This is a genomic window from Marisediminicola senii (assembly GCF_011057645.1).
In the GTDB taxonomy this organism is placed as follows: Bacteria; Actinomycetota; Actinomycetes; order Actinomycetales; family Microbacteriaceae; genus Marisediminicola; species Marisediminicola senii.
Map to the genome: position 1 here is coordinate 1 of NZ_JAALGE010000019.1, position 26,274 is coordinate 26,274.

General features: G+C 69.0%; 15 protein-coding genes. 5 read left to right on the forward strand and 10 right to left on the reverse strand.

What is annotated here, in order from left to right; genetic code table 11:
• The 6 genes from G5S38_RS08065 to G5S38_RS08090 form a co-directional block, all read right to left on the reverse strand.
• A partial coding sequence (locus G5S38_RS08065; RefSeq protein ID WP_201276623.1) for a hypothetical protein occupies window positions 1–216 on the reverse strand: 216 nt, incomplete at its 3' end.
• A 132-nt stretch (window positions 217–348) separates the two neighbouring features.
• The gene (locus tag G5S38_RS08070) at window positions 349–1,815 is read right to left on the reverse strand and encodes an amidohydrolase family protein (RefSeq protein WP_165067024.1); all 1,467 of its coding nucleotides are present in this window, start codon (window positions 1,813–1,815) and stop codon (window positions 349–351) included.
• Window positions 1,816–1,865: 50 nt separating this feature from the next.
• A complete protein-coding gene (locus G5S38_RS08075) occupies window positions 1,866–2,231 on the reverse strand; it encodes a hypothetical protein (RefSeq protein ID WP_165067028.1) in 366 nt (121 codons plus the stop codon).
• Window positions 2,228–3,088, reverse strand: coding sequence for a DODA-type extradiol aromatic ring-opening family dioxygenase (locus G5S38_RS08080; protein WP_165067031.1), 861 nt, complete (start codon window positions 3,086–3,088; stop codon window positions 2,228–2,230). The genes G5S38_RS08075 and G5S38_RS08080 overlap by 4 nt, the downstream gene beginning before the upstream one ends.
• A 93-nt stretch (window positions 3,089–3,181) precedes the next feature.
• Window positions 3,182–4,012 carry a citryl-CoA lyase gene (locus G5S38_RS08085; protein WP_165067034.1) on the reverse strand — a complete coding sequence of 277 codons (831 nt, stop codon included), beginning with the start codon at window positions 4,010–4,012 and terminating at the stop codon, window positions 3,182–3,184.
• Window positions 4,009–5,274 (reverse strand): CaiB/BaiF CoA transferase family protein, encoded by a 1,266-nt coding sequence (locus G5S38_RS08090; RefSeq protein WP_165067037.1) that lies wholly within the window; start codon window positions 5,272–5,274, stop codon window positions 4,009–4,011. The genes G5S38_RS08085 and G5S38_RS08090 overlap by 4 nt, the downstream gene beginning before the upstream one ends.
• A 162-nt stretch (window positions 5,275–5,436) precedes the next feature.
• Between G5S38_RS08090 and G5S38_RS08095 the strand changes: the two genes are divergently transcribed.
• Window positions 5,437–6,246, forward strand: a complete 810-nt coding sequence (locus G5S38_RS08095; protein ID WP_201276624.1) for an IclR family transcriptional regulator domain-containing protein — start codon at window positions 5,437–5,439, stop codon at window positions 6,244–6,246.
• Complete coding sequence (locus G5S38_RS08100; RefSeq protein ID WP_165067043.1) at window positions 6,243–6,782, forward strand: NADPH-dependent FMN reductase; 540 nt, start codon at window positions 6,243–6,245, stop codon at window positions 6,780–6,782. The genes G5S38_RS08095 and G5S38_RS08100 overlap by 4 nt, the downstream gene beginning before the upstream one ends.
• A gap of 36 nt (window positions 6,783–6,818) precedes the next feature.
• Here G5S38_RS08100 and G5S38_RS08105 read toward each other — a convergent pair whose 3' ends face one another.
• Window positions 6,819–9,254, reverse strand: coding sequence for a helix-turn-helix domain-containing protein (locus G5S38_RS08105; RefSeq protein WP_268921056.1), 2,436 nt, complete (start codon window positions 9,252–9,254; stop codon window positions 6,819–6,821).
• On the opposite strand from G5S38_RS08105, the gene G5S38_RS08110 reads away from it, so the two are divergent.
• A complete protein-coding gene (locus tag G5S38_RS08110; protein WP_165067050.1) occupies window positions 9,248–10,069 on the forward strand; it encodes an alpha/beta fold hydrolase in 822 nt (273 codons plus the stop codon). The two genes, G5S38_RS08105 and G5S38_RS08110, sit on opposite strands and share 7 nt — an antisense overlap.
• A 233-nt stretch (window positions 10,070–10,302) precedes the next feature.
• Entirely contained in the window at window positions 10,303–11,793 is a 1,491-nt protein-coding gene (locus G5S38_RS08115; protein WP_165067053.1) for an MFS transporter, read from the forward strand.
• Window positions 11,794–11,839: 46 nt separating this feature from the next.
• Here G5S38_RS08115 and G5S38_RS08120 read toward each other — a convergent pair whose 3' ends face one another.
• The 3 genes from G5S38_RS08120 to G5S38_RS08130 form a co-directional block, all read right to left on the reverse strand.
• Window positions 11,840–13,204, reverse strand: a complete 1,365-nt coding sequence (locus G5S38_RS08120; protein WP_165067056.1) for a hypothetical protein — start codon at window positions 13,202–13,204, stop codon at window positions 11,840–11,842.
• Window positions 13,205–13,317: 113 nt separating this feature from the next.
• A complete protein-coding gene (locus G5S38_RS08125; RefSeq protein ID WP_165067059.1) occupies window positions 13,318–21,531 on the reverse strand; it encodes a pectinesterase family protein in 8,214 nt (2,737 codons plus the stop codon).
• Between the two features lie 204 nt (window positions 21,532–21,735).
• On the reverse strand, window positions 21,736–22,641 hold the full coding sequence (locus tag G5S38_RS08130; protein ID WP_165067062.1) for a class C sortase: 906 nt from the start codon (window positions 22,639–22,641) through the stop codon (window positions 21,736–21,738).
• Between the two features lie 649 nt (window positions 22,642–23,290).
• On the opposite strand from G5S38_RS08130, the gene G5S38_RS08135 reads away from it, so the two are divergent.
• Complete coding sequence (locus G5S38_RS08135; RefSeq protein ID WP_201276625.1) at window positions 23,291–26,236, forward strand: ATP-binding protein; 2,946 nt, start codon at window positions 23,291–23,293, stop codon at window positions 26,234–26,236.
• Window positions 26,237–26,274 lie beyond the last annotated feature (38 nt).

Genomic DNA, 26,274 nt, shown 5'->3' on the forward strand with positions numbered 1-26,274 from the left:
CACCAGGCTCTCCCCCACCCTCTTCGTGGGCAGCGTCGGATGGGAATAAGAGCCGGGGGGTGCGACGCTCGCCGCGCTCGCCGCGCTCGCCGCGCTCGCCGCGACGGCCGCGCTCGCCGCGCTCGCCGCGACGGCCGCCGTTCCCATACCGAGGGTGAGCGCGGTGGCCGCCAGCGTGGCGGCGATGATCCAGCGGGTGCGTTTCGGGGAGTCCATGGGTCTGCCTTCCTCGGGCCTGGAGCGGACACTGTCTGGGGGGTCGATCCCCTCGAGTGTGCTCGGGCCGAAGCAGCCAGCTCTAGGGCCAGAAGTCCTAACTCCTGCCGCCGGACGCCATCACGCGCCCGGTCATACCTCCGTTGCCACGTGCGTCGAACTCGTGCGGTAGTCGGTGTACTGGTACGGGTTGTCGAGGATCTTGGTGGCGGGGATGTCGGGGTTCATTCCGGCGTTCCAGACCTCCTCGCCGAGCACCGACTGCAGGTGCGTGACGGTGTCTTCGACGGCCTTGCGGGCGGCGTGGATCTGCGTGCCGACGAGCTCGTTGTCGTACTTGGCGATGCGGCCGTTCACGAGCACCGTATGCACCTCGGCGCGGTTCGCCTGCAGGGCGATGTGCCCGTAGGGGTTCACCAGCGGGAACATCGACGGCGACGCGTCGTTCTTGACCAGCACCACGTCGGCCTTCTTGCCGACCTCGAGGCTGCCGACGCGGTCGCTGGCGCCGACGGCATCCGCTCCACCCCGGGTCGCCCAGTCGACGACGTGCTCCGAGCGCAGGTGTGAGTGCGTGACGGTGTCCCCGACCTCGTGCGCCTTCATGTGCTCGATCGACCGGTCGGCGCCGAGGGTCGCGCGCATCGCGGCGAACAGGTCGCTGCTGAACCACACGCTGGTGTCGACCGACAGCGAGACGGGGATGCCGTGCTCGCGCAGCACCCACGACGGCGGGTAGCCCTGGCCACAGCTCTGCTCGCTCTCGGTCGACAGCGACACCGAGCCGCCGGTCGCCGCGATGCGCTGGTAGGAGTCGTGGCTGAGGGTGGCCGCGTGCACGTAGACGGTGTCGTCGCGCATGAACCCGTTCTCGTACATCAGGCGGATGCCGTCGTCGTTGGTCGCCCCCCACACGCCCGCGTGCGTGGTGACCGCGAGGTCGAGGTCGCGCGCCACCTCGAATGCGCGGCGCTCGGGAAAGGCCGGGTCGCCCGTCACGTCGAACGCCATCTGGAATCCGAGGGTTTCGGACGACCGGTCGCGTGCCGTCGCGAAGTTCTTGAACTCCTCGGAGTCCGCCCACTCCCAGGGGCCGGCGAAGATGTTGCCGTAGGCGAGCACCGAGCGGCCGGGCGCCTCCTCGAGGGCTGCGAGCGCCGCCTCGGCGTGCTCGGAGGTGCGCAGCCCGTGCGACCAGTCGACGGTGGTGGTGATTCCAGCGTCGATCGCGTCGAGCGACGACAGCAGGTTTCCGGCGTAGACGTCCTGCGGGCGGAACTGCTTGCCGTGCTCGAGGTAGTACCAGACGAAGTACTGGGTGAGGGTCCAGTCGGCACCGTACCCGCGCATCGCGGTCTGCCACATGTGGCGGTGGGTGTCGATCATCCCAGGCATGAGGATGCCGCGTGCCGCGTCGATCTCGAAGGTGCCTGGCGGCACCTCGAGGCCGACGCCGATCGCGGCGATGCTGTCGCCGACCACGAGCAGGTCGGCCCCGTGGAGTACGCGGCGCGACGCATCCATCGTCAGGATCGTGGCATTGCGGAACGCCGTCGACGGCGGTGCCTGCTCGGGAAGTGCGGGTGCGGGGATGGTCATGGTGGCTCCTTTGCCGGGGTGCTTCGGGGTGTGGATGCTGGGGGTGGGGGTTACAGCGCGACGCTCGGGTAGTCCGTGCCCATCCATCGCGCCAGGTTGGCCCCGTATTCGCGCTGGAACGACAGCGGGCCGAACTCGGACGCGTAGTCCTCGTCGTAGATGGCGATGAAGATGGTGAGCGACAGGAAGAAGTGCGCCCCGAGCTCGAACAGGGTCACGTAGTCATGGGCGATGAGCGCCTCGCGCTCGCGGTCGGTGAACGACAGCCAGGTGGTTCTCTCGCTGCGGTTGAGCCACTGGCCGCGCTCGAGCTCCCATCGCTCGAGGAGTGCCGCGGGGTCTGCCTTGTACGCGGCGAGCAGCTCGGGGTCGCCGTCGACCTGGTAGAGGAACTTGTTGACGTAGTACTTGCTCATTCCGGTGCTCCCTCCGGGTACCAGGTGACGTAGGCCTCCATGGTGTGGAACAGGTCGAGGCTGTCGACGTAGCTCGCCTCGATGGGGCCGGCGATGCCCATCATGAGGATGAGGTCCATGAACCCGTGCGTGGCGTTGCCGCTGGCGGTCATGCTCTCGTGCGTGACGTTGGCGAGGATCGCGTCGATGTCGCCGGTGCGCAGCCATTCGATGGCCTGCCGGTCGAACACCGGGTCGGGGCCCGTCTCGCCGAACTGGCGGGGCCCACCGAGCTCGAGCGAGAGGTGCCCGCTGCTGACCGCGGCGACGCGCTGCTCGCCCGGCCACTCGTCGATGACCGAGCGGATGGCGCGACCCAGATCCCAGAACCGCTTCGGGCTCGGCAGCGGCGGCGCGAAGATGTTGGTGTAGATCGGAACGATCGGCAGGTCGGCGTCGGGGCGCGTGGTGATGATGGGGCAGATGATCGAGTGGTCGATCTTGAGTTCGTGGCTGACCGAGAAGTCGAAGCCGCGATCCATCAGCCCCTGCAGCATGTAGCCGGAGAGCTCCTCGTGGCCCTCGAGCAGGTAGGGCGGGATGCCGAACTCGCGGGTCTCGTTGTAGAACGTGGCGTCGTACTGCGGCTGCTTGCCGATGAGGAACGTCGGGTAGTTGTCGGAGAAGAACTGGTGGAAGTGGTCGGCCCCGACCATGACGAGCACGTCGGGCTTCGCCGCGGTGAGGGTCTCGCGGTATGCCTCGACCTTGCGCTTCCACTCGTCGGCCTGCGGCATGCGCTCCTCGGGCGGCGCCGTGGTGGCCTTGAGGTAGAACGGGTGGTGGGTGGTTGCGAGCACCGCGCTCAGTGTTGCCATGTTCTCTCCTTCGAGGACTGCGAGACGTTCTGGTTCGTGCGGGGGTGGGTTCGAGCGTGGGTTCGTGCGGGTGGTCGGTCGGTCGGCAGCGTGTCAGTCGGTCGGCGGTCGGTAGACCGCGTTGCGGTCGACCGAGTGGTAGATGTCGGGCGCGATCGGGTTCTCGCGTTCCTCGGCGAGGTGGCCGATGATGCCCGCGGTGCGGGCGAGCAGCGCGAACCCGCGCAGCAGGTCGATGGGCAGGCCGAGGTCGGCGAGCGCGGCCCCGGCGACACCGGCACCGTTGAGCGGCAGCTTCTTGCCCAGCACGGATTCGTTCACCCGCCCGATGGCCTCGAACAGGCGCAGGTGCGGGCCGCGCACCCCCTCGTCGTCCGCGATGCGGATGATCACGTCGGTGCGGGGATCGCGCACCTTGTGCACGGGGTGCCCGAGCCCCGGAACCCGGAGGCCACGCGACTTTCCGTCGACGAGGAGGGCCGCCGCCGTGGCATCCCAGTCATCGTCGGTGAATGCCGTGGTGTCGCCGAGGCCGTCGAGCGCCTCGTGCAGGTACTTTCCGGTGTCTTCGGTGACGCCGAGAAAGCGCGAGCCGCCGCCGAGGAGCCCGGCCGCGATCGCCCCCTGCAGCGAGTCGGGCGCGGAGTAGTAGGTCATGCGTGCGGCGATGGCGGTCGGGGTGAACCCGTGGTCGGCGAGCGAGACGAGCACGGCCTCGAACACCCGCAGCTGCTGGGGGGTCGGCCGACGCTTCGCGGCGAGCCAGAACGCGAGCTCGCCGAACGACACCGTTCCGAGCAGGTCGTTCGCGAGGTCGTGTCCGAGGAGGGAGATCGAGTCGGAGTCGCTCGTGCCGATGCCGGTCGGGTACTGCGGCGTGGCGGGCTGGGGCGCTGGGGGCTGGGCGGCGGTCGGCTGGGTCATGGCAGTCGGTGGCTTTCGTCGTCGGGGTCGCTGGCGAGCCAGTCGCGGATGGCGGTGCTGTCGTGGCCGAGGGCCGGCGGCGGGGAGTCGTACCTGGCCGGGGTGAGAGAGAAGTCGATGGCGTTGCGCACCATGGGAACGGCGGCGTCGCCCTCGCCGACCTGCACGACGGGCCGGAGGCCCAGGCTCTCGGCGAGCGCCACTCCCCCGTCGATGGTGTTGATCGGGCCGCAGGCGACGCCGGCGCGGGTGAGCTCGTCGAACCATTCGGCCGTGGTCTTCGTCGACAGCGCATCGACGATGAGAGGCCGCAGTGCCGCGCGGTTGGTGTTGCGGTCGACGGTGCGGGCGAACCGGTCGTCGGTGGTCCATTCCGGATGCCCGAGCGCCGCTGCCAGCTTCGCGAACTGCGGGTCGTTCGCGGCCACGACCACGAGGTCGCCGTCACTGGTCGGCAGCGGCTCGTAGGGGAACAGGCTGGGGTGCGCGTTGCCCATGCGCGACGGTACCTTTCCGCCCGCGACGTAGGTCGACGAGTGGTTGGCCATCGCCGAGAGCGCGGTCGACAGCAGGTTGACCTCGACGTGCTGGCCGGCCCCGGTGCGGGTGCGGTGGTTGAGGGCGGCGAGGATACCGACGGTCGCCTGCATTCCGGTCATGATGTCGAACACCGACACCCCGCTGCGGAACGGCGTGCCATCGGCGTCGCCGGTGAGGCTCATGAGCCCGGACGCGGCCTGCACGATGAGGTCGTAGCCGGGAAGACCGGCCCCGCCGTCGGACCCGAACCCGCTGATCGACGCGTAGATGACGGCGGGGTTCGCCGCGCTGACCGACGCGTAGTCGAGGCCGAACTTGGCGAGCCCGCCCGGCTTGAAGTTCTCGATCACGATGTCGGCCCGGCGGGCGAGCTCCTGGGCCAGCAGGCGGTCGTCGGCGTCGCGAAAGTCGAGGGTCACGCTCTTCTTGTTGCGGTTGACGCCGATGTAGTAGGTCGAGATGCCGTCGCGTTCCGGGGGCAGCCACTGGCGGGTCTCGTCGCCGCCCGGTCCCTCGACCTTGACGATGGTGGCGCCGAGGTCTCCCATGATCTGGGTGGAGTACGGGCCGGCCAGAACGCGGGAGAAATCGGCCACGAGGAGCCCGTCGAGGGGGCCGGCTGCGGGCTCCGTGCCGGCCGTGCTGCCGGGCTCGGTGCCCGCGTCGGCGCGGTGCCCGGTGCCGTCGCGGGTGGGTGACGCCTGCGGTGTCGTCGTCGACATGGAGAGCCGTTTCGTTTTCGGAGGGTTGTCCGCTGTGCGGACAGGTGCCTATAGTGAACGACAAAAGAGCAGCCGCGTCAACCAGGCAGATGCATGGGTGGCGAAATCCACAGCGAATTGCGGTGGCTAGGCTGGGCACGGCATTCCGAGACTGGCCGGACGGTGGTGAAGGTGCGCGAGATCGAGAATCCCGACTTCATCGAGGCGATCGCCCGCGGGGTGGATGTGCTCAAGGCCTTCGGCCCCGGAAAGCCGCGGATGACGCTGTCCGAGGTCGCCGCGGCATCCAGCCTCGCCCGCCCGACGGCCAGGCGCATCCTGATCACGTTCACCGAACTCGGTTACGTGCGCGCCGACGACGGCGGGTTCACCCTGACCCCGCGGGTGCTCGAACTGGGTATGGCCTACATCGCGTCGAGCAACATCTGGGAGCTCTCGCAACCGCACCTGCAGGACCTCAGCGAGCGGGTCGGCGAGTCGTGCTCGATCGCGCAGCTCGACGGTTCGGACATCGTCTACGTCGCGCGGGTCGCGGTGCCCAAGCTCGTCGCGTTCTCGGTCTCGATCGGCACCCGCTTTCCCGCCGTCGCGACATCGCTCGGCAAGGTGCTGCTCGCCGCGCTCACCGCAGACGAGCTCGACGCCGTGCTCGCGACGGAATCCCGGTCGGTGGCCCGCGCAGTGTGGTCGCCCGACCGGGCGGAGATCGACGAGACGCTGCGGGAGGTGCGCGAGCGCGGCTGGGCGATGACCGACCAGCAGCTCGCCCCGTCGATCCGCTCGGTCGCCGCCCCCGTGCGCGGCGCGGACGGCACCGTGGTGGCCGCGGTCAACGTCAACACCCACGCGTTCGAAACCAGCCTCGAGACACTCGTCGACGAGTACCTGCCCCAGCTGCTGCGCACCGCGACCGATATCGGCGAGGATTGGGCGCGCTGGGACTCCCTGCCCACGAAGGCGATCCGACCATGACCGACGTGCTCATCATCATCGCCAGCACCCGCAGCGTGCGCGTCGGCGGGGCCGTGGGGCGGTGGGTCGAGGCGCGGGTCGCCGCCTCCGCGGGGCTCGAGGCGCGCATCGTCGACCTGCGGGAGCTCGACCTGCCGATGATGGACGAGCCGAAGCATCCACGACTCAAGGACTACACCAGGCAGACCACGTGGCAATGGAGTGCGACGGTGGAGGCGGCCGACGCCATCGTGCTCGTGATGCCCGAGTACAACCACAGCTTCACCGCACCGCTCAAGAACGCGATCGACTACCTGCACGGCGAGTGGGCCGGCAAGCCCATCGGCATGGTCAGCTACGGCGGCATCTCGGCGGGCAGCCGCGCCGTCGTCGCGCTGCAGCCGGTGCTGGTGAACCTCGGGGCCCGCCTGCTTCCGGCGAACGTCGAGCTCGCCTGGGTCGCGGAGAGCATCGTCGACGGCGAGTTCGTGGCGACTGACCGGCAGGACCGTGCCATCGCCGCGATGCTGGCCGCCTTGGCCGCGCTCGCCGGGTAGTGCTGCCGGGTGGTGCTTTTCGGGTAGTGCTGTCGGTTATTCCGGCAGGGTGCGGCGGAGCTCCTCGAGTTCCTCGCGCTCGGCGATGAAGTACTCGATGACCTTGCCCTCGTCGAGCGCATCGATGGCACGGTCGATGTCGCGTTTCGCCGCCTCGACGTCGCCCGCCACGAAGTAGGCGGTCGCCCGGTAGCGCAGCGCCCTGGCCACCCTGGTCGGCGTTCCGAAGGTCTCCGCGACCTCGACGGCGACGCTCGCGGCGTCGATGGCCTCGGCGTACCGCCCGAGCGCGACATAGCTCGACGAGAGGTCCTGGTTCGCCGACAGCCTCGTGATCATCTGCGCGAGCGTCGGCGTGCCATCGGTGGTCAACTTCGCGTGGTCGAGCACCCGCCGTAGCTCGCGGACCGCGAGCGAATGATCGCCGTGCAGGTTGAGCAGGATGCTGATGCTGACCCTGATCTGCGCGAGGCCGACATCGTCGCGGGCGAGCTGGAACTGCGCCATCGACTCGCGACCGGCCGCGATGCTCTCTTCGAAGTCGACCGTGCGCAGCACCCAGCACAGGTAGAAGAACGCCCACCCGCGTTGCTGGTGGTCGCCCGACTCCTCGGCGGCCGCCACCGCGAGTCGAGCAGCCGCGAGCGCCTCGACGTGGTCCTTGGTCTCGATCAGGTGCGCCCACACCGTGTACCCCAGGTGCATGGCTTCGAGCCTCTTGTCGCCGAGTGCCCCCGCCGACTCGGCCGCGAGGGTGAACAGCTCGAGCCAGTGGCCCCACTCCATCCACAACTCCGAGAACCAGTGCAGCGCATCGGCGACGTCGACGACCACGCCGTGCTCCCCCACCGCTGCGGCCTCGCGCATCGCCGGCCACCAGTGGTTCTCCTCGATGCGGATCCATGCCGCCGCGGTCTCGGCGTCGGGGAATCCCGTACCCGAACTGCCCGGGGCGTCTGGCGTGCGCCCCGGTTCGTACCAGGCCCCCGCCCTCTCGAGTGCGGCGAGCAGCCAGGCGCGCAGGCGGGCGCGCCGCTCGAGTGACGTCGCCGGTCCGTCGACCGCGTCGCGCCGGGTGACGGCGAACAGCCGCACCAGGTCGTGCATGCGAAACCTGTTGCCGCCACGCGCCTCGATCAGGCCGAGGTCGGTGAGTTCGTCGAGCCTCGACTCGACGTCGAGCACGTCGTGGTCCACGGTCGCCGCGGCGATCCTGGCGTCGAAGGTGGGCCCGTCGATCACCGTGATGGCGCGGAACAGCTCGGCGGTGCGGGGTTCGAGGTCGTCGTACGACAGCGCGAACGCGGCCTCCACGGCCAGGTCGCCCGCCACCAGCAGCCGCAGCCGGTTCTCGCTCGATCTCAGGCGCGCGATGAAGTCCGCCGTCTGCAGGGCGGGCTGGCTGGCGATGCGGTTGCCCGCGATCCTCATGGCCAGCGGAACGTGGTCGGAGAGCTGGGCGAGCTCGCGGAGGTCACCGGCGGCGCGCTGGTTCTCGGGGATCAGCTTGGCGAGCAGTTGCACGCTCTCTTCGTCGCTGAGGGGGCCGAGGGTCACCCTGCGTACCGCCTCGAGGCCGGCGAGGCTGCGGCGTGAGGTGACGAGGGTCTTGTTCTCGCACTCCCTGGTGAGCACGGGCCGCACCTGGGATTCGTGCGCGGCGTTATCGAGCAGCACCGCGGCGGGGCTGGCCGTCGAGACGGAGAGCCACAGCATCACGGCCTCGTCGAGGCTGCTTGGCACCCGGTCACCGATGCCCGGCACCTGCCGCAGCAGCGCCCGCAGCACCTGCAGCGGCGTGAGCGGAAGGGGTCCGAAGCCCCCGAGGTCGACGAACAGGATCTGCTGCTCGTCGGCGCGAACCCGGCTGAGGGCCTCGAGGGCGCTGGTGGTCTTGCCGATGCCGGGAGGGCCGGTCACGACCACCGCGGCCGGGGGCGGCGTACTGCGCGCCGCGGTGAGCATGGCCGAGATCTCGGCGACCTCGCGTTCCCGCCCCGTGAAGTCCGCGACACGGTGCGGAGCGACGGCGGACGCCCGTTGCCCCTCGGCCGGCACCGCCCGCCGGGCCCGCGACTCGCGGAACAGCGCCTCCCGCTGCGGAGGAGGAAGGTCGAGCCCGGCGGCGATCGCCTCGAGCGTGCGACGGTGCGGAGCCTGGCTGACGCCCCGCTCGATATCGCTCAGGGAGCGCGCGCTGATGCCGGATTTCTCTGCCAATCCCTCGAGGGTGAGATCCGCCGCAAGTCGATGCGACCGTAACTGTTCCCCCAGAGAGTGGTGAGCGTTCACAAGTGGCAGTTCCTCGTTCCTGCACCGCGACTGCGTTGCGACACGCCCGCGGGGGGCCGTGAAGTAGGGCACGAGGTCATTCCCCGAGCGTCGCACGGGCCCAGAACGAAAGCAACCACGCCGCCGGGAATCACTGAGTAATTCGTATGGACCACCAGAACAGGAGTAGAACCATGCCATACATCACCACGTCCGACGGGACCGAGATCTACTACACGGCCCAGGGAAACGGCCAGCCCGTGCTGCTCAGCCACGGCTGGCCCCTCAGCTCGGACGCCTGGCAGGTCGAGGTGAAGCTACTGGCCGATGCCGGTTACCAGGCCATCGCCCACGACCGCCGCGGCCACGGCCGCTCGTCGAAGACCTACGCCGGCAACGACATGGACACCTACGCGCGGGACGTCGCCGAACTCGTGAACGCCCTCGACCTGCAGGACCTCGTCGTGATCGGCCACTCCACCGGCGGGGGCGAGGTCGTGCGGTACGCCGCACAGCACGCACAGGGTCGCGTCGCGAAGGTGATCACCGCGGGCGCCGTGCCGCCGATCATGGTGCAGTCGGAGGGCAACCCCGAGGGCACGCCTCTCAGCGCGTTCGACGACATCCGGGCCGGGGTGCTCGCGGATGCATCTCAGTTCTGGAAAGACCTCGCCTTTCCGTTCTACGGTGCGAACCGGGAGGGCGCGACGGTGTCGGAGGGCATGCGCGACGACTTCTGGCGGCAGGGCATGCTGGTCAACCTCGCTGCGGCCTACGACTGCATCGAGGCCTTCTCCGAGACGGACTTCACCGAGGACCTGAAGGCCCTCGACGTGCCCATCTTCATCGCGCAGGGCGACGACGACCAGATCGTGCCGATCGGCGCCGCCGCGCTCAAGTCGATCAAGCTCGTGAAGCACGGCACCCTCACGGTGTACCCCGGGGCGTCGCACGGCATCCACGGCGAGTACCAGAAGCAGCTCGACGCCGACATCCTCGCGTTCATCGCCGAGTAGACGGTCGCACCGGCCGCGGATATACGCGTGGCCGGCGTTCTCGTGATCCAGCGGCGCGGGCCGAACAACAATGCGCGAGCCGAGCCAGAGGGCGGGGGCCTGTACCCCTCGACCTGTACGAGGGACCTCCCTACACTGGGTCGCATCGGTCCCGTCCTGTCGCCCGGCCGTCCACCCCGGCGAACGCGTGCGACCGCGTCGAGGCGACGAGAGCGCCGATCGGAGTGCACGTCATGACCAGCGCGAACCAGACGCCCGCGGAGGCGGCATCCATCGCCCGCACCGTGCCGCCCGGCGGCTCGCGCACCTTCGCGCAGGTGCTGGTGAACACCGCCGTGGCGAACGTCACGACGAGCTACCTGTGGTTCGCCCTCACGTTCTGGGTGTACCTCGAGACGCGTTCGGTGCTCGCGACCGGCGTGATCGGCGGTGCGTACATGCTGCTGCTCGCGCTGTGCTCGATGGCGTTCGGCACGATCGTCGACCGGCACCGCAAGCACCACGTCATGATCTTCGCCGGGGCGTTCACGCTGGTGGCGTTCGCGATCGGGTACGGCGTGTACCTGGCGTTTCCCGAATCGACGCTGCTCGACATCGGCGGGCCGATGTTCTGGGTGTTCGGCGGGGTGATCCTGATCGGCGCGGTCGTCGAGAACATGCGCAACATCGCGCTGTCGACGACCGTCACGCTGCTCATTCCGGTGGAGCGGCACGCGAATGCCAACGGGCTGGTCGGCACGGTGCAGGGCCTCGCGTTCATGGTGACCAGCGTGTTCAGCGGGCTGTCGATCGGGTTGCTCGGCATGGGGTGGACGCTCGTCATCGCGATCGCGCTCTCGGCCGTCGCGCTCGTGCACCTGCTGTTCCTGCGCATCCCCGAGGAACGCCCCCGGCAGGACGGTGAGCGGCGACCGCTGGTCGACCTGCGCGGGAGCATCACCGCGGTGCGGGCGGCCACCGGGCTGTTCGCGCTGATCGTCTTCTCGACCTTTAACAACCTGATCGGCGGCGTCTACGTCGCGCTGATGGACCCGTACGGCCTCGAGCTGTTCGCGGTGGAGTGGTGGGGCATCGTGCTCGGCGTCACCTCGACCGGGTTCATCATCGGTGGCCTGCTGATCGCGAAGTTCGGCCTCGGCCGCAACCCGATCCGCACGATGCTGCTGATCGTCATCGCGATGGGCGTGCTCGGTGCGCTGTTCACGATTCGCGAGTGGTGGTGGCTGTACGCCGCCGGCATCTGGCTGTACATGGCGCTGATTCCCGCGGTGGAGGCCGCCGAGCAGACGGTCATCCAGAAGGTCGTGCCGTTCGAGACGCAGGGGAGGGTGTTCGGATTCGCCGCGGCGTTCGAGTCGGCGGCGGCGCCCATCACCGCGTTCCTCATCGCGCCGATCGCGGAGTTCGCGATCATTCCGTACATGAACTCGGATGCCGGCCGCTCGAGCCTCGGCTGGTTGCTGGGCGACGGGCAGGCTCGCGGCATCGCCCTCGTGTTCCTCGTCTCTGGCGTGGTCATGATGATCGCGGCGGCGTGCGCGTTCCTCACCCGGTCGTACCGGGTCATCTCGGCGCAGTACCTCGGGCGGGACGAGACGGACGAGGGTGGGGAGCGGGCCGAGGGTGCCGGGCAGGCCGACAGTGCGGAGCAGGCCGAGGGTGCGGAGCGGGCCGACGGTGCCGTCGACGCCGCGCCGGTCGAGCGGTCCGACGCCCCGGCCTGAGTGCTCGCGATTCCGTCGCCGAAGCGGCCGGCTTCGCGACCCGCGGCTACTCGCCCGCGGTGTGGCGCGCCCTGCGGTGCAGCGCGACGAGCACGAGGCCGAGCAGGAGCGCGGCGGCTCCCCCGCCCAGTAGCACCGGAGCGGCAACGGAGACGCCGGTCCAGGCAAGTCCGCTGTTGTTCGCGGCGTCGGTGCCGCCGGTGATCGCGGCGTCTGCCCACGCGGGTCCGGCTCCGTCGGCGAGAACCGGGGTGAGCTCGCCGACCGGGACGCCCGCGGTTCCGGTGGGGGCGGTCACGGCTGGCGTGCCCTCCGAACCGGTCTCCGCGTCGGGAGACGCCGTGCCGGGTGCATCCACCGGCGGGGTCGAGCCTTCCGAGCCGGTGCCAGCGCCATTGCCATTGCCGGAGCCGGTTCCCGCGCCCGGGGTCGATGTGCCGGGGCCCTCGACGGGTGCGGTCGCGCACTCGGCCACGTCGATCGGGTCGCTGGTGACGCTGCGCGGGGCGGCATCGTCGGTGACGGTCACCACGTAGCCGGTGCCGGGTTCGAGGTCGCCGAAGGTGAGGGTCGAGTCGGCCGCACTGCCCGAGACGGCCTGCACGCGGTCGCCGGGGGTGAGGCGGGCCTCGTAGCTGCGGCCGTCGACGAGTCCGGAGAGTTCGGCGACGATGGCCGGGGCGCTGCCCGGCGTGGCGCACGACGTGGCGGTGGCATCGAGGGCGATGGGTGCGGCGCAGCCGGGGATGAGCACCGAGGTGCGCGACGACAGTGCGTCGTCGGACTGGTCGGTCACCCGCACCTCGTAGCGCTCGCCCGCGGTGAGGCCGGAGAAGGTCTTCTGCACGACGGGGGCGGTGCGGAACTGGAAGTGGGTGACAACCTCGTCGTGGGCGAGCACCTCGACCAGGTAGGTCGTGCTGCGACGCAGTTCTGAGATTTCGAGGTTGAGGGTCATCTTGTCGACGCGCGTGTCGGAGACGCAGTTGGATCCCGAGGCGGTGATCTCGACGGGGGCACACGGGGTGGTCGGCCCGGTGTAGCTGGCGTCGTATCCCTCGCCGTCGGAGAAGTCGCGGCCCGCACTGTCAGCGCCGAACGAGTTGACCTCGACGGTGTACTCGTGTTCGAGTACGGGGTCGAAGCGGTAGACGCCGGTGAAGCTGCCCGTGAAGCTGCGCCAGCCGTCGTCGGTGCCTTCGGTCTGCACCTCGCCGTCGATGGTCACGCGCACCTCGCCCTTGGCGGCGAATCCCTTGGGCTTGACGGAGAGGGTCGAGCAGGTGGCGTCGACGCCGGGGGTCTCGGCCTGCGCGGCGTGGGCCGGCGCGAGGCCGACGGCGAACGCGACGGCGAGCGACGCGGCGACCGTGAGGAGGAGCAGGGGACGGCAGCGGGTAAGCCTGTTCATGGTGGATCCAAGGTGGGTGGGGATGGATAAGGGCGGTGGGCCAGCAGTTCGGGCTGCTGGCCCACCGGAGGGGAACCGCATCCGCCGGGGTGGGCGGGTGCGGCGGGCTGCTGCTAGCGGCCGGTCGGGTTCCAGCCGTCGGCGCCCGCCAGGTATTTCGCGGCGGTGAAGGTACCCGCGTCGGCGTCGGTGAGCTGCGGACGCTTCGTGGCGTCGGTGACGACCGCGCCGGCACCGGTGTTGCGGTACTCGAAGAACCGACCCGCGGTCCACGGGGTGACGGCGTCCCAGTCCTTCCACGGCTGCGCGGTGTTGATCGCACCCCCGAGGTCGGTGCCCCGCACGACGACCTGCGCCTTGCCCGTGGTCGAGTACGGCCGACCGAGGAAGATCGAGCCTGCCGCGCCATCGGTGACGATCGAGCTGTCGGTGATGAGGAACCCATAGGCGGAGCCAGCCGCGATGGAGGAGTCGGTGAGCGACGCCCCCGGACGGTCGAGCACGTGGATCGTGCTGCGGTCGACGACGGTGACGGCACGGCCCAGGATCAGGTCGGCTCCGCCCTCGATGTACGACCCGGTCACGTACACGCGGCTGTAGGTGGTGGTGTTGGCCGTGGAGACGAGCAGGGTCTGCTTGTCACCGAGCAGTCGCACGGTGTCGAGCACGATCTTGTCGCCCGACTTGACCTGCACCGCGGTGGCCTGTGCACCGACCGCGGTCGCGACGCTCTGCAGCGTGACGGCACGCACGGTCCACTGCGGGGCCGAGATGGTGAGCGTCGCGACTGCACCACCGGGGGCGGTGATCACGACGTCGGCGGGGTTGCCGGTCGCACCGACGATGCTCACGCCGTATCGGTTACCCGAGAGGAATGCGCCAGAGTAGGTTCCGGGCTTCACCAGGATGGTGCGGCCCCCCGTTGTCGTGTAGTCGGCGTTGTTCGCGAGCGAACCCGTCGCCGGGTCGGTCGCACCCAGCACAGCCTGCAGGCTGGTCGCGTCGCCGCTTCCATCCGCGGCCACGACGATGTCCACCGTGATTGCGGTCGCGGTGGCGCCGGCCGACGCCGCCGAGGCGTTCGCCGACGCATCCATCGCCATCACCGAGTAGGTGTAGGTGCTGCCGACCGCCACCGTGGTGTCCGTGTAGCTGGTCGCTGCCGGGCCGACGGAGCCGACGACGGTTGCGACGCCGTCACCGGTCGACCGCAGCACGTCGTAGCGGGTCACGTCGGTGTCGGGCACGGCCGCCCAGCGGACCGCGATCGATCCGCGGCCGAGCTCGGTCGACACTTTCGCTGGCACGGCGGGAGCGACGGCGTCGCCCTCCTTGGGGGTGGTGGATGCCACGGCCGAGGCCGCGGATTCGAGGCCGGTCTCGTCCACCGCGGTCACGCGGTAGGCGTAAGCGGTGTCGTTGACGAGTCCGGTCTCGGTGAACGTGGCACTCGTGAGGAGCACGGTGTTCAGCTTGACGTCGTCGCGGTACACGTTGTAGCCGGCGAGGTCGCCGTCGGTGTTCGCGGTCCAAGACAGGATGACCTTGCTGTCGGCCGGGGTGGCGACCACTCCGGTCGGAACCGCCGGCGGGGCGGTGTCGACGGGCTTCACCTGCGCCGTGGCGGGGGTGGACGCGTTGCCCACTCCGTCGACGGCGACGACCGCGTAGTAGTACGTGGTGCGGTTGGTGAGCCCGGTGTCGGCGAAGGCGGGCGAGGTTCCAGCCGTGCCGACCAGGTTCGACGCCGTGGTGGCCACCGGTGAGGTGGTCGACCGGTAGATCCGGTAGCCCGTGGTGTCGGAGCTGGTCGATGCCGTCCAGGCCAGCGATGCGGATGCGTCTCCCGCCGTAGCGACGAGGTCGGCCGGGGCAGCGGGTGCCGCGACATCCGACGGGGTGGCGGGGTTCGCCACGGCCGGGTACCAGGTCGCTGCGCCGAGCCACTGCGAGACGGTCACCGAGACGGAGTCCGCGGGGGCCAGCTGCGGCCGGTTCGCGCCTGTGCCGGCACCATCGCCGCTGTTGCCGAATTCGGCGAAGCGTCCGAGGGTCCACGGTTCGCTCGACGGACCGGTACCCCAGGGCTGTGTGGTCTTGATGCCCGCGTCGAGCACGGTGTCGCGCACGACGGCCTGGCCGACCGACCGTGGCGTGAAAGTGTCAGCCCATGCCCGGTATGGACGGCCGAGCTGCACGTTCGTCGATCCCGGCGTCTCGATGCGGCTGTTGATGACGAGGAATCCCTTGCCGGTCTCAGCGGTGCTCGGGGTCAGCACGGTTCCGTTGGTGCGGATGCGCAGCGTCGAGTCGTTGATGACCAGGCTCGCGCGACCGAGCACGGTGTCGTTGCCACCGGTAATAGTCGAGCCCGTGATCATCTGGCGCGCCGACACGGTGTAGGTCGAGGTGTCGGCGAAGATCGCCCGGCCTGCCGCACTCGTGATGGCGGTGTTCGCGAGCAGCACCTTGTCGCCGGTCATCGATACCGCGGGCGCGTTGCCCGCGGCGGTGGTGTTGACGATGCTGATGTTTCGCACGGTCACCGACGACCCGCTGATGACGAGGGTGCCCGTCGTCGCGGCGTTGGTGAGCACGGTGTCGGCGGCGGTTGGTCCCGAGCCGACGATCGTGATGCTCGACTTGGCCACGGTGGTCGCCCCGGTGTAGGTGCCTGGTTCGACGCTGATGACCCATTCTGAGGTGCCGGATGCCGCGTCCACCGCAGACTGCAGGGTGGGGTAGGTTCCGCTGCCATCGGCCCTGACCGTCGCGTCGATCTTCAGCGCGGGGCTCGCGGTGACGGGTGCCGACGGCGCGGACTCGTTGCCGGCGCGATCGACGGCCGTCACGGTGAACACGTACGGGGTGCCGTTCGTGAGCCCGGTGCTGGTGTACGACGAGGTGAGGGTGCTGTCGATGAGTTGTCCGTCGCGGTAGACGTTGTATTCCGTGACGTCGGACTCGGTGTTCTCGTCCCAGTCGAGCGCGACCTGGCCGGCACCTGCACCGGCGGTGACGGCGGCGGGCGTCGCGGGTGCGGTGTCTGCCTTGGCGTCGGCGATGGGGTTCCAGCCGTCGGTTCCGCCGAGGTAGTCGGCCGGCGTCTGGGTGAGGGCTGCCTCGTCGGTGAGCTGCGGGCGGTTCGCGTTGACGGTCGCTGCCGGTCCGGTGTTCTTGTATTCGACGAAGCGGCCGTCGGTCCAGACGTTCGGGGAGAAGTCGGTCCAGGGCTGGGCCGTGGCGATGCCGCCGCTCATCCAGGTGTTGCGGATGACGGTCTGGCCGCGCGAGATGTCGGCCTGGGTGCCGTCGTTCCACGAGCGCCACGGGCGACCGAGCGACATGCTCGGCGAGTCGTTGTCGCTGGTGATGCGGCTGTCGACGACCAGGTAGCCACGGCTCTTGCTCGCCGTGCTCGGCGCGAAGATGGTGCCGCCGTTGTGGGCGGTGGCGTGCAGGGTCACCCGGTCGAAGACTGCGGAGGCGCGGCCGAAGATGAAGTCGACGTTGCCCTGGATGTAGCTGTCGACGTAGTACTGGCGCGGGTACCCGGAGCCGGTCGCGGTGATGTTTCCGCTCGCGTCGGCGTTGAGGGTGTCCTGGGTTCCGAGCAGTCGCACGTTGCGGTAGACCTGGCGGTCACCGAGCGCGCGGAGGGCGACGGCCTGCGTGTTGTTGCTGCCGATCTCCGGGTGGTCGGCCTTGGCGAAGGTGTTCGCGATCGTGAGGTCGCGCACCTCGATACCCGATCCGCTGAGCGTCGCGGTGGCGCTGCCGGCGGTTCCGCAGGTCGCGGCGACGACGGCGGGGCAGGTGTCCGTGGCCTTTGGGGTGCCGTTGGCGTTGTCGAAGGTGATGACGACGTCGCGTGCGTTGCCGGTGGTGCCGGAGATGACGATGTTCGCCTTGGCGGACGACACCACCTCGCGGTACTCGCCTGGCTTCACCAGGATCACCTTGGGTGCAGCCGACGTGCCGGCGGGGATGGCCGCGAGGGCCGCCTGCACGGTCGTGTAGTCACCCGACCCGTCGGCGGCGACGGTGAGGTCGGCGACGAGGGGCTTGATGATCGGGGCGCCGTCGACCTGGGCGGATGCGGCGGATGCCTGTCCGGCCCGGTCTACCGCGACGACGAGGTAGTGGTAGGTCGTGCCGTTGCTGAGCGCCTTGTCGAGGTAGACCGGCTTGCTCACTTCGGCGACCAGGTGGCGGGCGTCGGTCGTGACGGCGTCGGTTCCGGCCGAGCGGTACACGCGGTAGGTGACGACGTCGTTCTCGACTCCGTCGTTCCACGAGAGCCCGACCTGCTTGTCGCTGGCCGATGCGCTGAGTCCGGTGACGGCGCCGGGGGCGACGTCAGCGGTTGCGGTGGCCACGGGGTTCCAGCCGTCGGTTCCAGCGAGGTAGGTCGCGGAGGTGTACTCCGTGGCCTGGTCGGCGGTGAGCTGGGCGCGGTTCGCTCCCGTGCTCGCACCGGGGCCGGAGTTGGAGTATTCGGCGAAGCGGGCGCTCTGCCACGTGGTGGTGGTGCCGCTGTTGACCATGTCGGTCCACGCGGTCGCGCTGACCACGGGGCCGAGCCAGGTGTTGCGCACGACGACCTGGGCGATCGCGTTCACGTCGGCGATGGAGGTGCCGTCGGCCTGGCGTTGGCCGGGCTGCCACGGGCGTCCGAGGTTCTGCGAACCGTCGGGAGCTGTTCCGATGATGCGGCTGTTCGTGATCAGGATGCCGTACTTCTGGCCGATGTCGGTGCTCGCCGCGGTCACTGCGCCGTTGGGCGAGGTTCCGTGGTCGAGCGCCTTGAGGGTGCTGTTGTCGATGACGACCGTGCCGCGTCCGAAGATGAAGTCGACGTCGCCCTCGATGTAGCTGTTGTGGAAGTACGAGCGCGCGGCGGTGGCCGTGTTCGCGCTGTTGGCGTACAGGGTGTCCTGGTTGCCGAGCAGGCGCACGTTCTCGTAGACGAGGCGGTCACCCGTGGTGCGGAGGGCGACGGCCTGGCCGTTGGCGTAGGTGCCTTCGACGTAGTCGTTCTCCACCGTGAGGTTTCGCAGCTGCACGTTCGACGCCGTGATCACGAGAGTCGCGCTGCCCGAGGTGCCGTAGGTGTCTGCGACGCCGTCGGTGGTGGTGCCGGTGGGCGTTCCCGCGGCCCGGTTGCCGGTGATGACGACATCGGATGCCGCCCCCGTCGCTCCGACGATGACGGTGTACGCCTTCGCGATGGTCGTGTACTCCGCGTACCGGCCGGCGGCGAGGGAGATGACCGTGGGGTTGGTGGCGGTGCCAGCCGGTGCGGCGAGCAGCGCGGAGGAGAGGGTGGAGAACACGGTCGTGCCGTTCGGGGTTGCCGCGGCATCCACCACGATGTCGACGACGATGGGGGCGGCTTCGACGGTGACCGAGACGGCTCCGCTGGGTGCTGAGGAGGCACCGGTGCGGGAGTCGGCCGTGATGACGTAGCGGTACTGCGCGCCGTTGGTGACGGTGGTGTCGCTGTAGGTGGGCGAGTCGATCGACGCGAGCTTGGCGAACGCTCCCTCGGCGTCGGCGCGGTAGACGGTCCAGCCGGTGACGCTGGCCGCGGTGTCGTCGTTCCAGGTGAGGTGCACGACGCTCGAGTCGGCAGCGGCGGTCACTCCGGCGGGGGTGGCCGGCAGGGCGGCGCTGACCGGGACGATCGGGTTCCAGCCGTCCTTGCCCGCGAGGTACTTCTCGGACGTCGCGTTCGCGGCGTCCTTCGCGCTCAGCTGGGGGCGGTTCTCGTTGACAGTCGCGCCGGGGCCGAAGTTGCCGAACTCGGAGAAGCGCGCGTCCTTCCAGGAGAAGGGCACCTTGACGCCGGAGCTGTTGGTCGACGACATGTCGTCCCACGGGGCGGCGCTGTCGAGGGCCGAGGGCAGCCAGGTGTTCTTGACGACGACGGATCCGAGGGCGGACGGGTCGGCGCTCGGGTGCCACGGGCGACCGAGGTTGATGGTGCCGGCTGCGGCGTCGCTGGTGATCTTGCTGTCGGTGATCAGAAAGCCGTACTTGCTTCCGGTGTCGGTGCTGGCTGCGGTGAGGAAGCCGTTGTTGCTCTTGCCGCGGTCGAGCGAGCGGAAGGTCACGCGGTCGAAGACGGCGGTGGCCGCACCGAACACGTAGTCGACGTCGCCCTCGATGTAGCTGTTGACGTAGTACTGGCGAATGCGCGTGGTCGGCTTCGGGGTGTCGGCGAGGAGGGTGTCCTGGTTACCGATCAGGCGCACGGTGTCGGCGATGAAGCGGTCTCCCTCGACGCGCAGCGCGACGGCCTGGGCACTGGTGATCTGGGGGTTCGCGGCCTCGTCGAAGGCGTTCACGACGGTGAGGTTGTTCAGGGTCACGTCGGAACCGGTGACGAACACCACGGCGCTGCCGGCGGTGCCGAGGGTCTCTTCCGGCTCGTCGGGGTCGGATGATCCGGACGCCTGCGCGGCCGAGATGACGACCTGCGACGGGTCGGAGCCCAGCCCGTGCAGCATCACGTTGGACTGGTCGACACGGAACGACTCGTTGTAGGTGCCGGGGTCGATGTCGATCCGGTAGTTCTTGAGCGCGTTCTTCGGGATGGTCGCGAGTGCGCCCTGGATGGTGGGGAACTGCTTGTCGGCCCCGACGGTGAGCACCGTGTAGTCGACGGCGATCGGGGTGGGGGCGGTGAGCGACGTTCCAGAGACGGTGCTCGACGCCTTCGAGACGTTGCCGACCCTGTCTTGCGCGGTGACCCGGTAGTAGACGGTGACGCCCTTGGGGGCACTGGTGTCGGTGAACCTCGGCAGGGTGCCCGCGGCTTCGGCGGTGACGGTGGCGAGGAGCACGTAGGTGCCGGAGCTCGTGGTGCTGCGCGAAATGCTGTAGCCCGCGACATCCGTGTCCCTGGGGGTCGCCCAGGCGAGGTCGAGGCCCGACGCCGGGTTCTGCTTGACGGTGAAGCTCGACGGGGCGGCGGGGGCGACGTTGCGGTTGTTGGCGGTGATGGCGACGTAGCTCGAGACGTTGCCCGAGGTATCGACGGCGCGCACCCGGTAGTAGGTGGTGGTGCCCTCGGTGGCGGCGGCGTCGGTGAAGGTCGGCGTGGTGAGCGCGGTGACGCCGGCGGCGGGGAGGTACTGCTGGTAGGTGTCGTTGCCGTCGCGACGGTAGACGATGTAACCGGCGAGGTCGGCTTCGGTGTTGGCCTTCCACGAGATCTTCATTCCGGCGGTACCGGCGAGCACGACGGAGGTGGGGCTGGTCGGCGTCTTCGGGGCGGTCGTGTCGGCGGGCAGGGCGACCGAGGTGGCCGCGGCTGGGGATGTGCCGACGGCGTTGACCGCGACGACCGAGTACCAAGCCGTCGCGCCAGCGGGGGGCGCGTCGGTGTAGGAGGTGCCGGTGAGGGTCGAGGTGTTGACGCGCACGAAGGGTCCAGTGGCGCTGGTGGCGCGCGAGACGACGTAGCTGGTCGCGCCCGCGCTGCTGCCCCAGCTGAGGGCGACGGCGGAGCCGGAGGTGACCTTGGCCGTGAGGGACGTCGGGGCTGCCGGCGCGGCGGGTGCGCCCGCGGGGCGGGTCGCCGAGGTGGAGGAGGTCGAGGAGACATTGCCGGTGAGGTCGACGGCGATCACCCGGTAGTACGACTTGGTGCCGCTGGGGGCCTGCGTGTCGATGAACGACGAGCTGGTGATGGGGGCGCCGCTGAGGGCACTGTAGGTTCCGCTCGACGACGTGGAGCGTGACACCGTGTACCCCTTGAGGTCCGGTTCGTCATTGTCTCCCCAGTCGAGGGCGATGCCGGTAGCCGACACCGACGTCTTGACGCTGGCCGGGGCATCCGGCTTCGTGGTGTCCTTCGCGGTGATGGTCTTGACGCTCGACGGCTTCGACTCATTGCCCGTCTTGTCGTAGGCGGTGATCGCGTAGTAGCCGGTGGAGCCGGCCGCGATCGTCGCGTCGGTCGCCTTGAGCGTCGTCGTGGTGCCGACGAGGGTGGCGGTCGACGGGGTGACGGTCTTGCTGGTGCTGCGGTAGACGCGGTAGCCGGCGAGGTCGGATGCCGAGACCTTGCCCCAGGTGACGACCGATCCGACGCCGCCGAAGTAGCTGGCCGAGACGCTTCCCGGGGTGGACGGTGCGCTGGTGTCGGCGGCGAACGCCGTCTGCGCGGGCAGCACGGTGCCGGCCAGCACGGCGGCGACGACGGCGATCGCGGGCAGGCGCAGACGCGACTTGGACGGGGTATCAGCGGACTGCGCGGGCGCTGGCGTGCTGGTAGACGAACGGGAGGCGAACGGGTGTGCGAGAAAACGGCGCGACATAGCGGATGCTGGCCTTCGGGTAAGGCACGACTGCCCGTCGGGGAACCATCGCGTGGGGGCGCGAGAAAACGGTTCGGCTCGGGGGAGCGCGAAAGAGAATCGGGTAAGTGGCTGGCCTGGGTAAGACTGAGCCGGATTTAGTTATACACCCGGAGACGCAGGTTGCAAGACCACGCGCAGGTGAACATTGGGAACTCGTGGTGACTACCCGCCGCGCGGCGTGCGGCCGCGCGCGAAATCCCCGGAATTCCGGGGCTCACGGGGCGTCGGGCGCGGTGGCCCCCCGATCGGGTGACCCCCCTTTTGGGGGCGCCCGGAGGCCCAGACGTAGCCACCGGCGACCACGACGGCTCCCCCGGCACCGAGCACCCACCACGGAAACCCGGGAACGTCGGGCGTGTCTCCCGCGGCGTCGAGTTCGGCCTGCGGGGTGGGAACGAGTCGTTCTCCGGTCACCAGGATGCGGTGGCTGTTGATACCGAGGGGCGTGCAGGTGACCAGGGTCAGTAGGTCGCACCCCGGCTGGATGAGCAGGCTCTCGGTGTCTTCGGGCTCGACGACGAGCTTCTCGATGACCCGGTAGGTGAGCACCTGGCCGAACACCTCGATGGTGAAGGTGTCTCCGACCCGCACCCGTTCGAGGTCGGTGAACAGCTCCGACGTGGCGAGGCCCCGGTGCCCCGTGAGCACCGAGTGGGTGGATGGCCCTCCCACCGGCAGGGCGGTGCCCTCGAGGTGGCCGACACCGTGCTCGAGCACGGTCTCGCTCGTGCCGTGGTAGATCGGCAGGTCGACGTCGATCGAGGGGATCTTGACCCGGGCCATCAGGCCCTCGGTGTCGCCGCGCAGCATCGAACGGTACTCGCCGTCGTCTGCGCCACCCGGGTCGTTGGCGAGCGGTAGTCGCTCGTTCGCGGCGACGGCCGCGCCGCCTCCGCCGAGGTTCTGGTTGTAGTCGTATGCTTCGGCGACCCGCTCGCGCAGGGTCTCGGCGCCGAGGTCGGTGATGCCCTGCGTGAGGCTGTCGATAGCGCGGGATTGCTCGACCGCGCTGCCCCAGGCGGCTGCCGCCGGGTACAGCAGCAGGCCGGCCCCGGCCAGGCTCACCATCGCGATCGCGAGGGGTACAAGGGGCAGCCGCCACCGGGTGCGGCGGCGCAGCTCCCTCCTGCGCTGGGCGAAGAAACAAGAAAACGGGTCTACTTACGTATCGAAACGTGTGCCAGACACAAAAAGGAGGCGACACGAATGTCACCAAGACTGCGGAGGCCCCAAACTCCGAGGAGTCGGCGCGCATAGGAGCGCACGAACATTGCGATGGCAAATTAGGAATGCTCGTGATGCAAGAGCGATACGCGAGCGTGACGCAAATCGCATCCCGCCGGGATGTGCGCTGAACTACGCATGAATTCTTGGTTCATGCTCACCCGTGGAGCAATCCAGGGGTGAGCATCGGGGTACACCCCGATCAGGAGTCCCCCCGGTCGTGTCTATCGGTTCTCTTGGCCAGGACGACCGGGATTGGGTACGGGACCATGCCGGTGCCGCGGGCGCCGTGCGGGGCACCGCACGGTGTACAGTGCCCCTTTCGGGGGGTTAAAGGGGACCGCGTCGTGGGCATCATCGGGTCTACGGTGGGAGGTGCGGGGCATGCGAAGGGGAATGTCGCGGCTTCCGCGTCGCACACGGGGAGAAGCATCGCATGGGGAGATTTTCACGGGGGAACGCACGCTCTGCGCCACCTGCGGACACGACCGAGTTGGCCGCGCTTCTCGAGGTGCTCGCCGCCGTCAAGGCCGGTGATTTCTCGGTACGCGCACCGCTCGATTGGACGGGACTGGGCGGCAAGGTCGCCGACAGCCTCAACGATGTGATCATCGCCAACCAGTCATTCAGCGAGGAACTGGGCCGCGTCACCGAGGTCGTGGGACGACAGGGCCGGCTCTCCCAGCGAGTGTCGTCCGGCAGCTGGGCGAGGGGCTGGTCAGGGAGCGCAGACTCCGTCAACGGCTTGATCGACGCCCTGGTGCAGCCCACGAGCGAGATGCAACGCGTGATCGGCGCTGTTGCGGGCGGCGACCTGAGCAAGAAGGTCACCGCCGAGGTCGACGGCGAGATGCTGGAACTCAAGAACACCATCAATGGCATGGTCGACCAGCTCAACGGTTTCATCTCCGAAGTGACCCGCGTCGCTCGCGAGGTCGGCACGGAGGGAAAGCTCGGTCAGGCCGCCGCCGTCACGATCGAGGTCGGCGGTGTCTGGAAAGACCTCACCGACAACGTCAACCTCATGGCCGGCAACCTCACCGGCCAGGTGCGCAACATCGCCGAGGTCACGACGGCCGTCGCGAATGGCGACCTGAGCAAGAAGATATCGATCGACGTCAAGGGCGAATTCCTCGAGCTGAAGAATACCGTCAACGCCATGGTCGACCAGCTCAACGCGTTCGCGAGCGAGGTGACCCGGGTTGCCCGCGAGGTGGGAGTCGAGGGCAAGCTGGGAGGCCAGGCCCAGTCGACGGAGATCGGCGGCGTATGGAAGGACCTCACCGACAACGTCAACCAGTTGGCGGCGAACCTCACCAACCAGGTGCGGGCCATCGCCGAGGTGGCCACCGCGGTCACGGAAGGGGACCTCACCCGGCAGGTGAGCGTCGAAGCGAGCGGGGAGGTCGCAGTACTGAAGGACAAGCTCAACGAGATGATCCGCAACCTCCGGGAGACCACGCGCCAGAACATCGAACAGGACTGGCTGAAGACCAATCTGGAACGCTTCACCCGCATGCTGCAGGGGCAACGAGACCTTGAGGCCGTCTCGAACATGATCCTCTCCGAACTCGCACCGCTGGTGTCCGCACAGCACGCGGTGTTCTACGTCATCTCCGATTCGACCGAGGGGCACGACGTCACGCTCCGCCTGCAGGCGGGATACGGATTCAGGGAACGCAAACACCTGTCGACGACGTACCGGGTGGGAGAGGGCCTGATCGGCCAGTGCGCTCGGGAGAAGAAACGCATCCTGCTCATCGAGGTCCCCGACGACTACGTGCGGATCAACTCCGGGCTCGGGTCGGCGTCTCCCCTGAGCATCGTGGTCGTGCCCGTGCTCTTCGAGGGCTCGGTCCGTGCCGTCTTCGAGTTGGCGTCCTTCTCGCCGTTCAGCCCCACCCACATGGAATTCCTCGACCAGTTGACCGAGAGCATCGGCCTCGTTCTGAACACAATCGAGGCGGACACCCGAACCGGCGACCTGCTCAGGCAATCGCAGTCCCTCGCCGAAGAATTACGGGAATCCAACGCTGACCTGGGTCGGCAAGCTGCCCTGCTGGCCACGCGCAACACCGAGGCGGAGCAGAAGAATCGCGAAGCGCAGGAATCGGCCCGACTGCTCGAGGAGAAGGCCGGCCAATTGGCGGCCTCCTCCCGGTACAAGTCGGAATTCATCGCGAACATGTCCCACGAGCTGCGGACCCCGCTGAACAGCCTCCTGATCCTGGCCGAGATGTTGGAAAGCAACCCCGAGGCGAATATGACGGCGTCGCAGGTCGAATACGCCAGCGTGATCCGATCGTCGGGCAACGACCTCCTCACGCTCCTGAACGACATCCTCGACCTCGCGAAGGTCGAGTCGGGCACCGTCTCCGTCGAGCTGACGGCGTCGGCCATCGGCCCGGTCTGCAGCGCCCTCCAACGGGAGTTCGAGCCCGTTGCGAAGGCCAAGTCCCTCGACTACATGGTCACCATCGCCCCGGACTGCCCGGAGTGGCTCGTCACCGACGCGGACCGCCTCCGCCAGGTGTTGAAGAACCTCCTCGCCAACGCGTTCAAGTTCACCCCCAGCGGGCAGGTCTGGCTGACCGTGAGCCTCGCTGCAGAGGGCTGGAACAGGGAAATGGAGTCCCTCGCCTCGGCCGACACGGTTCTGGCGTTCTCCGTCGTCGACACCGGTATCGGCATCGAGGAGGATCATCAGGCGAGAATCTTCGAGGAGTTCGCCCAGGGTGACGGCACGACGGCGCGACTGTACGGCGGTACGGGGCTGGGTCTGTCGATCAGTCGCGAATACGTGCGCCTGCTCGGGGGCGAGATCACCGTCTCGAGCGAGCCCGGTATCGGCAGCACCTTCACCGTCTACCTCCCGGTCGACACCACGGCCGGCAGTGGCCACGCACCCCCCACCGCAACCGCCCAGCTCGTTCCCACTCCCCAGCACGGCTTCTCACCCGCGGCCGTCGCGGCCAGTACCCGAGCAGACGCCGAGCCGATCCACGCCGACACGCTGTTCACAGGCTCCGCATCGCACCACGACTCACTCACGGGCACCACGCTGCTCGTCGTCGACGACGATATGCGCAACATCTTCTCCATCACCGCTCTCCTCGAGAGATGCGGTGCCACCGTGCTTTTCGCAGAAAGCGGCTTCGCGGCGATCGACGTGCTCGGCAGGAACCCAGCCGTCAGCATCGTCATCATGGACATCATGATGCCGGTGATGGACGGCTACGAGACGATCCGAACCATCCGGCGTGACGACCGATACTCCGCATTGCCCATTCTCGCGATGACCGGAAAGGTCGTCGACGGCGAACGAGCACGGTGCATCGGCGCCGGCGCGAACGAGTATCTCCCCAAGCCCGTCAACTCCGCCGAGCTTCTCGCGGCCCTCGCCCCATGGCGCCGTTCCGCTCGGGTGGTGCCGTCGTGAACACCCGGGTCATGCAGGTAGACGTCCAGCCGTCCGTA

Coding starts and splice junctions, on each gene's coding strand:
- G5S38_RS08085 (WP_165067034.1), bottom strand. CDS start 4,012: ATGACCCAGCCGACCGCCGCCCAGCCCCCAGCGCCCCAGCCCGCCACG.
- G5S38_RS08130 (WP_165067062.1), bottom strand. CDS start 22,641: ATGGTGAGCCTGGCCGGGGCCGGCCTGCTGCTGTACCCGGCGGCAGCC.
- G5S38_RS08090 (WP_165067037.1), bottom strand. CDS start 5,274: ATGTCGACGACGACACCGCAGGCGTCACCCACCCGCGACGGCACCGGG.
- G5S38_RS08105 (WP_268921056.1), bottom strand. CDS start 9,254: ATGGCATGGTTCTACTCCTGTTCTGGTGGTCCATACGAATTACTCAGT.
- G5S38_RS08115 (WP_165067053.1), top strand. CDS start 10,303: ATGACCAGCGCGAACCAGACGCCCGCGGAGGCGGCATCCATCGCCCGC.
- G5S38_RS08075 (WP_165067028.1), bottom strand. CDS start 2,231: ATGAGCAAGTACTACGTCAACAAGTTCCTCTACCAGGTCGACGGCGAC.
- G5S38_RS08070 (WP_165067024.1), bottom strand. CDS start 1,815: ATGACCATCCCCGCACCCGCACTTCCCGAGCAGGCACCGCCGTCGACG.
- G5S38_RS08080 (WP_165067031.1), bottom strand. CDS start 3,088: ATGGCAACACTGAGCGCGGTGCTCGCAACCACCCACCACCCGTTCTAC.
- G5S38_RS08120 (WP_165067056.1), bottom strand. CDS start 13,204: ATGAACAGGCTTACCCGCTGCCGTCCCCTGCTCCTCCTCACGGTCGCC.
- G5S38_RS08110 (WP_165067050.1), top strand. CDS start 9,248: ATGCCATACATCACCACGTCCGACGGGACCGAGATCTACTACACGGCC.
- G5S38_RS08125 (WP_165067059.1), bottom strand. CDS start 21,531: ATGTCGCGCCGTTTTCTCGCACACCCGTTCGCCTCCCGTTCGTCTACC.
- G5S38_RS08100 (WP_165067043.1), top strand. CDS start 6,243: ATGACCGACGTGCTCATCATCATCGCCAGCACCCGCAGCGTGCGCGTC.